Consider the following 7,459-nt stretch of genomic DNA (forward strand, 5'->3'; position numbering starts at 1 on the left):
ATACACATAAATGAAAGTTTTACTTGTTGGCGAATTCAGCCGTTTACACAACTCGCTCAAAGAAGGCTTGCAAGAACTTGGCCATGAGGTTACTATTGTAGGTCATCAAGATGGTTTTAAAAATTATCCTGTTGATTTTCCTTTACGTAAAAAATGGGATAGCGGCATTCTCAAAAAGATTAAAATCGCGGTACATACCCTTTCTAAATTTGATATTAGCTCTTATTTAACCTACTGCCAATTTCAGAAAAACTATCAGAATTTCATGCATTATGATGTGGTACAACTCATTAATGAGAATAGTTTTTATTGCCAATATTTTTACGAAAAAAAAATACTGCAATTTCTCTTTAAAAACAATAAAAAAGTATTTCTACTTTCCTGCGGATATGATTATCTCAATGTAAAATATTGTTTTGAAAACCCCAATTACAAATCAGTTATTCAAGCGTATTTATGGAACAGAATTAGTGCAAAAAGTTTTGCAAACGTACTAAAATTCAGAACACCTTCTTTTAAAAAACTACACGACTATATTTATACGAATACAGCAGGAATCATTGCCACTGATCTAGACTACCATATTCCGCTACACGGAAATAAAAAATACCTAGGCCTAATTCCTAATCCAATTAACAGCAATAAAATTGAATTTGAACCCCTTGAAATCCATGGTGAAATTGTGATTTTTCATGGAATAAACAAAGCAAATTATTATAAAAAAGCAAACGATTATTTCGAAAAAGCACTAGATCAAATCGCAGTGAAATACAAGTCAAAAGTTAGCATCATAACAACACGTGATGTTCCTTACAACACCTACATCAACTCTTACAATAAAGCACACATATTACTAGACCAAGGTTATGCCAATGATCAAGGCTATAACGCACTTGAAGCGATGGCCAAAGGTAAAGTTGTTTTTACGGGAGCCGAAATTGCTTTCGCAAAGCACTACAATTTAACCTCCAGAGTTGCGGTAAATACTATTGCAGATGTCGATTATTTAGTCCATGAATTATCCTTTTTAATTGAAAATCCAGACGAAATTATCGCTATTGGAAAACGAGCGAGAGCATTTGTAGAAAAAGAGCATGATTATATCGCAATTGCAAATAAATATCTGGAAACTTGGACTAAATATTAAATAAACTCTTTCTAAAATAAAGTATCAAAACAAGTAAATAAACCATATTATCAATTGCTTGCGCTATTACAACACCTTGAATTCCGAACAATCCAATTAAATAATCACTAAGGAAATAAAACAATGCAAGGGAAAACAATTCGGATACAATAAAAGCAGTTGTTAGTTTTCTTGCAAAAAACTGATACCCTAAAACCAGAGCTGCCGCTTTAAAAACATCACCTAATAGTTGCCAGAAAAACAAAGATTCTACCTCTAAAAAAGCCTGAGTAAACAATATTTTAATAATAAAGAAACGGGCCAAATAGAGCCCAGTTACCCCAATAATAAAAACAGGCAAAATACCTTTGTAGTAACTCCAAAAGATCGCTTTTGTTTCTTGATTATCTCTTGCACTAGCGAGTTTTGGTAAGAAATAAACAGTCAAAATAGTACTTACAAATAACATATAATAACTGGAAATACGAGTCATGGTTTCCCAAAAACCAGCTTGATCAATACCTACATTCTCAATGATATTAGTTCGTATTGAAAGTAAAACTAGTGGCCCTAAAACTGTTGAGACTAATGCCATCAAAGAATAAGACGATAGCTTTTTTAAGTATGAAAAATCAAAATCTCTAATAGTAATTGTTTTTAAAAAAGCCATTTCAGCGCTAAAAACATAAAAGACTACAAAAAGCAATAAAGCGGGAGCTATTACAATGGCTAGCAACGCTCCTAAAGTTTGATATTTCAAAATTAAAAAAACAGCAACAATCAAACCGATAACATTACCAAGAATATTGATCCAAATCACCTTCTTGAACTTCCCAAGACCATTAAGAAGCGACAATAATACTATAGAAACTGCGTACCACGGCACCGCAAGCGCCAAAGCTTTGATAACAAAAGTATAATCATTCTTACTTCCTAACAATTGATGTGCAAAAAATGGAGCTAAAAAAAACAATCCGCCGCTCAAAACTAAAGCTACTACCAATAAACTAATAAAAACAGTTGTTACAAATCGCTCTAATTCAGGTTTATCGTCTTTTACTTCAGCAGTGTATTTTACAATTCCGTTTTGAAAGCCTAGTGTTGCGACATTTTCTAGAGAGCTCATGAAATTTCTCAAATTCCCCACTAATGCCATACCACTTGGACCTACAAAAACTGCCAACAACTTAGATGTTACAAGTCCGATTCCTATTTTTAATAGAATACTCAAACTATTTAAAGAAGTGATTTTAAACAGTTGTGACTGGCTTATTTTTTTTATCCCCTTCACAATTAGTACTTATTTAAAACTGCGATTATAAAATCAACTTCTTCCTTTGCTAAAATGGGATTTAGCGGTAAACTCAGCACCTCATCGTGAATTTGTTCCGTAATAGGAAATGATAAATTATTCCAATCTGATAATGCTTTTTGCTTGTGTGGAGGAATGGGATAATGAATTAGGGTTTGAATGCCGTTTTGCAACAAATAGTCTTGTAAATCCTTTCTGTTTTTTGTTCGAACAACAAACAGATGAAAGACATGATTATTGCTTAAATCCCAAAACGGAAGGATTATTTTATCATTCTTGATTTCCCGTAAATATTTCCTTGCAACAACTCTTCGTTTTTCATTATCAGCATCTAAATCAGGTAATTTGACACTTAAAAAAGCAGCTTGTAATTCATCCAATCTTGAATTTACACCTAAGACATCATTGTGATACTTGGTTTCTGATCCATAATTGCGCAGTACTGAAATTACTTTTGCTAGTGCATCATCATCAGTTACAATAGCACCACCATCGCCTAAAGCTCCTAAATTTTTTCCTGGATAAAAACTATACGCTACAACTGACTTAAGGTTAAGGTTTTCTGTTTTTTGATTATTGATTGCTCCATGCGATTGTGCTGCATCTTCAATAAGCAGTAGTTTATTTGCGACAGCAATCATACTAATGTTATCTAAATCAGCAATTTGCCCATACAAATGCACCACAAGAATCGCTTTCGTTTTTAAAGTGATTTTTTCTTCTATTAAATCAGGGTTTAAATTGTAGGTTTCCAACTTTGGCTCGACCAAAATCGGAACCAAGCCAGCTTCAATAATTGCCAGAATACTTGCAATGTATGTATTAGCAGGCACAATAACTTCGTCTCCTTTTTGCAATTTCCCAAGCTGCATATAACCCTTAAAAATTAACACCAAAGCATCAAAGCCGTTACCTACCCCTATGCAATATTTTGACTTGCAATAAGTAGCAAAATTAGTTTCGAACTCCTTAACTTCATCCCCCAAAACATACCAACCTTTAGCTAAAACCGCCTTCAACTTATCTTGAAAAGCCATTTCATAAGGTTTGTTTATTTTTTTTAAATCTAAGAATGGAATCATAAAATGGTCAATTTATAAAAATCCTGACTAAACACAGCACAGCCTAACTCTTCTTTTTGCTTTAAAAGTCCTGCGTGATATCCAAGGTCATTGTCCTCATTTACAATCCCCATGTCAAAAAACAGCTTGCCTTCTTTTTTATATTTGGATAGTAAGGTGATAAATAAATAATCTAAAGCACGTAGCTTTTCGCCAATTTCTGTTGTGGCGCCATATTGCGATTTTACCACTGTATCTGTTTCAAAAACAGTAATTCCCGATATGATACTATTTTCATAATAGACTGAAAATTGCTTGATATTACTTGGAAAATTATCTTTTAAAGTTGTAATCTCTTCCACGGAATGAACTGGTTTTACACCAAATTTATTCCATAATCGTGGCTCTAAAACATTTTTCCAAAAAGCATCTAATTGTTGTTCCTCTACTATTTCTAAATCGAAACCGTTAATCTTATTAAAATGCTTTAATTTACTTTTTGAAATAGTAAGTGGCAACGCTAAATTACTTGCTAAATTCATTTCTTTCCTTTCTAGAATAGCCCCTTTTTTAAATAGAAAAAAATCAGCTTCACTATTGCCGCTTAAGCAATAAAAGGAAGGAATAGGTTTGTAATACAAAGTAGTCACACTGTTTTCTTTGAGAAAAGACAGCAACATCTCCATAATAAATCCTATATTTTCACCTATCGTTTTCGCCTTAAAGACCAATCCTCCATACGTCAACCCTTGATGTGAATAAACCGCATTTCCTATTCTATTTGCTGGCAAAACGGCAACTAAATTCTGTTTATCAAAAATCATTAAGGAAAAATCATCAAACCGATCTTTGTGGTACTCCATGAAATCACGATGAAATAAAAACGTAGCATTTTTGGCTTGACCAATAAAGGCATTCCAATTGTCATAATCGTTTTCTTGGTATTGTTGAACAACGTATTTATCCACAGTGAAGATTTAATAGTGTGAAAGTAACCATTTTTTTATTTACTTTCAAAAGTAGGCAAATACCATTTGAATTTAACTGCCATCAAACGAAATGAAATAATCACTGACGACGTAATCAGATAGAGCACATCATCGTTGAGATTAAATTTTTTCAATGCAAAAAAAACGATTCCGCCCAAAATACAAATTGTGGCATATATTTCTTTCCTGAATATCACTGGTATTTCGGTACATAAAATATCTCTAATCACACCCCCAAAACAAGCCGTCATAGTTCCTAAAGCTATACAAATCATGGGATGCAAGCCTACTCCAATACCTTTCTCGAGTCCTATTAAAGTAAAAACTCCAAGACCTATTGTATCAAACAAAAATAAAGAAGTTCGCAAACGGTCAAATTTCTTTCTAAAAACAATAGCCAGTACAAATGCCGCAGCAATTACATATACATATTCCAAATCTAGCATCCAGCCTACTGGCGTTCTACCAATTAAAACATCACGAAGCGTTCCACCACCAACAGCAGTCACAAATGCAATAATAAACACACCAAAAGCGTCCATTTTTTTACTCATGGCCGTTAATGCTCCTGACATGGCAAACGCCAATGTTCCTATAATATCTAATAAATGAAACATGAACTAATTTGATTTTGAAATTGAGAAATTCGAATTGCTTTGCGCAAATATCGCTGGCAAAATTAATTAAAATTAGTCGTGAAAGCCCCTAATTAAAAACTTTAATCCTTTGGACACCCATAAAAATTCCGTTTTAATTTTATAAAACTGCCTTTTCTCTATGTATATTTGTTCCCTCAATAGTAATTAAATTTTAGAGTCTCTTGAAACAAATCACGTCTATCCAAAACCCATTTATCAAATCATTGGTATTGCTGCAAGAAAAAGCCAAAAATCGCAAGCAAACAGGTACCTTTCTTGTAGAAGGAAAACGAGAAATAACAATTGCACTCAAAGGGGGCTATGAAATTGAAACTGTTTTGTTTTACCCTGAAATTTGCTCTGAAAATGAAGCCAAAAAAACAGCACCCAATACAGCACTAATTGAAATCAATAAAGACGTATTTCAAAAATTAGCCTATCGTGATACTACCGAAGGAATTCTGGCTGTGGCCAAAACAAAATCGATGTCATTAACCGACTTAAAGCTGTCCAAAAATCCATTGATCCTTATTGCCGAAGCACCCGAAAAACCGGGAAATATAGGCGCATTATTGCGTACTGCCGATGCTGCAAATCTAGATGCGGTGATAATTGCCAATCCAAAAAGTGATTTATACAACCCAAATATCGTGCGATCAAGTGTGGGATGCTTATTTACAAACCAAATTGCAACGGGTACAACTGCTCAAATTATTGCCTTTTTACAAGAAAAAAAGATCGATTTTTACTGCGCTACCTTGCAAAACTCAACCTCATACCACACCCAAGATTACACCACTCCAACCGCCTTAGTTGTTGGTACAGAAGCAACTGGACTCACACAAGAATGGCGCGATGCTGCTACTCAAAACATCATTATTCCTATGCAGGGAGAAATCGATAGCATGAACGTATCTGTAGCTGCTGCCATCCTTATTTTTGAAGCCAAAAGACAACGAGGATTTTAATTGCAAACCCCTTCTTTTTCCCTTGCATATATGTAAACTTATCGTTATTTTTAGAAATTGAACCCTGCTGTTATGATAGAAATAGATATAGAAAAAGAAAACAAAGCAATTGCTCAAGAATACAAAGAATTACTTCGCATCAGTTACCAGACTTTAACTCCCGAAGATAAAAAACTCATTCGAAAAGCTTTTGATGTCGCTGTTGAAGCACACAAAGATCAACGCCGAAAATCGGGGGAGGCTTATATATTTCATCCTATTGCTGTTGCAAAAATTGTTGCATCGGAAATTGGTTTGGGTGCCACTTCCATCGCTGCAGCTTTAATGCACGATGTGGTTGAAGACACCCCTACTACTGTCAAAGATATTGAACGCATGTTCAACCCAAAAGTAGCCCAACTTGTTGAAGGATTAACTAAAATTTCTTTGGTTCAAAAGGACATGAATGTGTCTATGCAAGCCGAGAACTTCAGAAAAATGCTGCTTACATTAAATGATGATGTACGTGTTATTTTGATAAAAATCGCCGATAGATTGCACAATATGCAAACCATGGAATCCATGGACGACTATAAACAAGTCAAAATTGCCTCTGAAACATTATATATCTATGCTCCTCTAGCGCACCGACTTGGTCTTTACAACATCAAAACAAAGCTAGAAGATTTGGGGTTAAAATATACTGAACCTGCCATTTTTAAAGACATTGTAAGTAAAATTAAAGAAACCAAAGAAGAGCAAGACGCCTATATAAAAGACATATCAGATATTATAAAAACATCATTGGATGCTGAAGGTGTAGAATATATTATTAAAGGTCGCCCGAAATCAATTTATTCAATTCGAAGAAAAATGAAAGCTCAAAACGTGAGTTTTGACGAGGTATACGACAAATTTGCCCTTCGTATTGTTTACAAATCAAATCCACATGACGAGAAATTTCTTGCTTGGAAAATCTATTCCATAGTAACAGATCATTATCGCCCTAGCCCTAGTCGTTTGCGCGACTGGATTTCATCTCCTAAGTCAACAGGATACGAAGCCCTACATATTACCGTAATGGGACCTAAGGGACGCTGGGTAGAGATACAAGTACGTTCTGAACGTATGGACGAAATTGCCGAAAAAGGCTATGCTGCTCATTACAAATATAAAAACGGAGCCACCGAAGAAAGTGGACTTGACGTATGGCTTAACCTCCTAAAAGAAGCACTGGAAAACTCTGAAAGTAGCGCAGTTGATTTTGTCGAAGATTTCAAAATGAATTTATATTCGAAAGAAATCTACATAGGGCTTGCTGAAAAAGTATTCTCAATTTTCATATAACTGGATTTAATTTTACCAAATAATCACTTTCATAATTGG

The 7,459-nt window shown here is 34.3% G+C and carries 6 protein-coding genes and 1 pseudogene; 3 read left to right on the forward strand and 4 right to left on the reverse strand.

The window, feature by feature from the left end; translation table 11 throughout:
- Positions 1-10 precede the first annotated feature (10 nt).
- On the forward strand, positions 11-1,147 hold the full coding sequence (locus H8R24_RS14650; RefSeq protein ID WP_187020393.1) for a glycosyltransferase: 1,137 nt from the start codon (positions 11-13) through the stop codon (positions 1,145-1,147).
- On the opposite strand, the gene H8R24_RS14655 is transcribed toward H8R24_RS14650, so the two are convergent.
- From H8R24_RS14655 to H8R24_RS14670, 4 genes are read right to left on the reverse strand one after another with little or no spacing between them, the layout of a single operon-like run.
- On the reverse strand, positions 1,137-2,417 hold the full coding sequence (locus H8R24_RS14655; protein WP_317172589.1) for an O-antigen translocase: 1,281 nt from the start codon (positions 2,415-2,417) through the stop codon (positions 1,137-1,139). The genes H8R24_RS14650 and H8R24_RS14655 overlap by 11 nt on opposite strands.
- A gap of 2 nt (positions 2,418-2,419) precedes the next feature.
- Positions 2,420-3,520, reverse strand: a complete 1,101-nt coding sequence (locus tag H8R24_RS14660) for a DegT/DnrJ/EryC1/StrS family aminotransferase (protein ID WP_187020390.1) — start codon at positions 3,518-3,520, stop codon at positions 2,420-2,422.
- Entirely contained in the window at positions 3,517-4,467 is a 951-nt protein-coding gene (locus H8R24_RS14665) for a FemAB family protein (RefSeq protein WP_187020387.1), read from the reverse strand. Before H8R24_RS14665 ends, H8R24_RS14660 begins: the two co-directional genes overlap by 4 nt.
- Positions 4,468-4,502: 35 nt before the next feature.
- Positions 4,503-5,105 carry a trimeric intracellular cation channel family protein gene (locus H8R24_RS14670; protein WP_187020385.1) on the reverse strand — a complete coding sequence of 201 codons (603 nt, stop codon included), beginning with the start codon at positions 5,103-5,105 and terminating at the stop codon, positions 4,503-4,505.
- Positions 5,106-5,308: 203 nt separating this feature from the next.
- Here H8R24_RS14670 and H8R24_RS14675 point away from each other — a divergent pair, with 203 nt between their 5' ends.
- Together H8R24_RS14675 and H8R24_RS14680 are read left to right on the forward strand one after the other, a co-directional pair.
- Entirely contained in the window at positions 5,309-6,094 is a 786-nt protein-coding gene (locus tag H8R24_RS14675) for a TrmH family RNA methyltransferase (protein WP_187020382.1), read from the forward strand.
- Positions 6,095-6,166: 72 nt separating this feature from the next.
- Positions 6,167-7,384 (forward strand): annotated as a pseudogene (locus tag H8R24_RS14680) (RelA/SpoT family protein); the annotation flags it as partial.
- Positions 7,385-7,459: the final 75 nt, after the last annotated feature.

The sequence above is a fragment of the Flavobacterium muglaense genome, from assembly GCF_014305155.1.
GTDB lineage: Bacteria > Bacteroidota > Bacteroidia > Flavobacteriales > Flavobacteriaceae > Flavobacterium > Flavobacterium muglaense.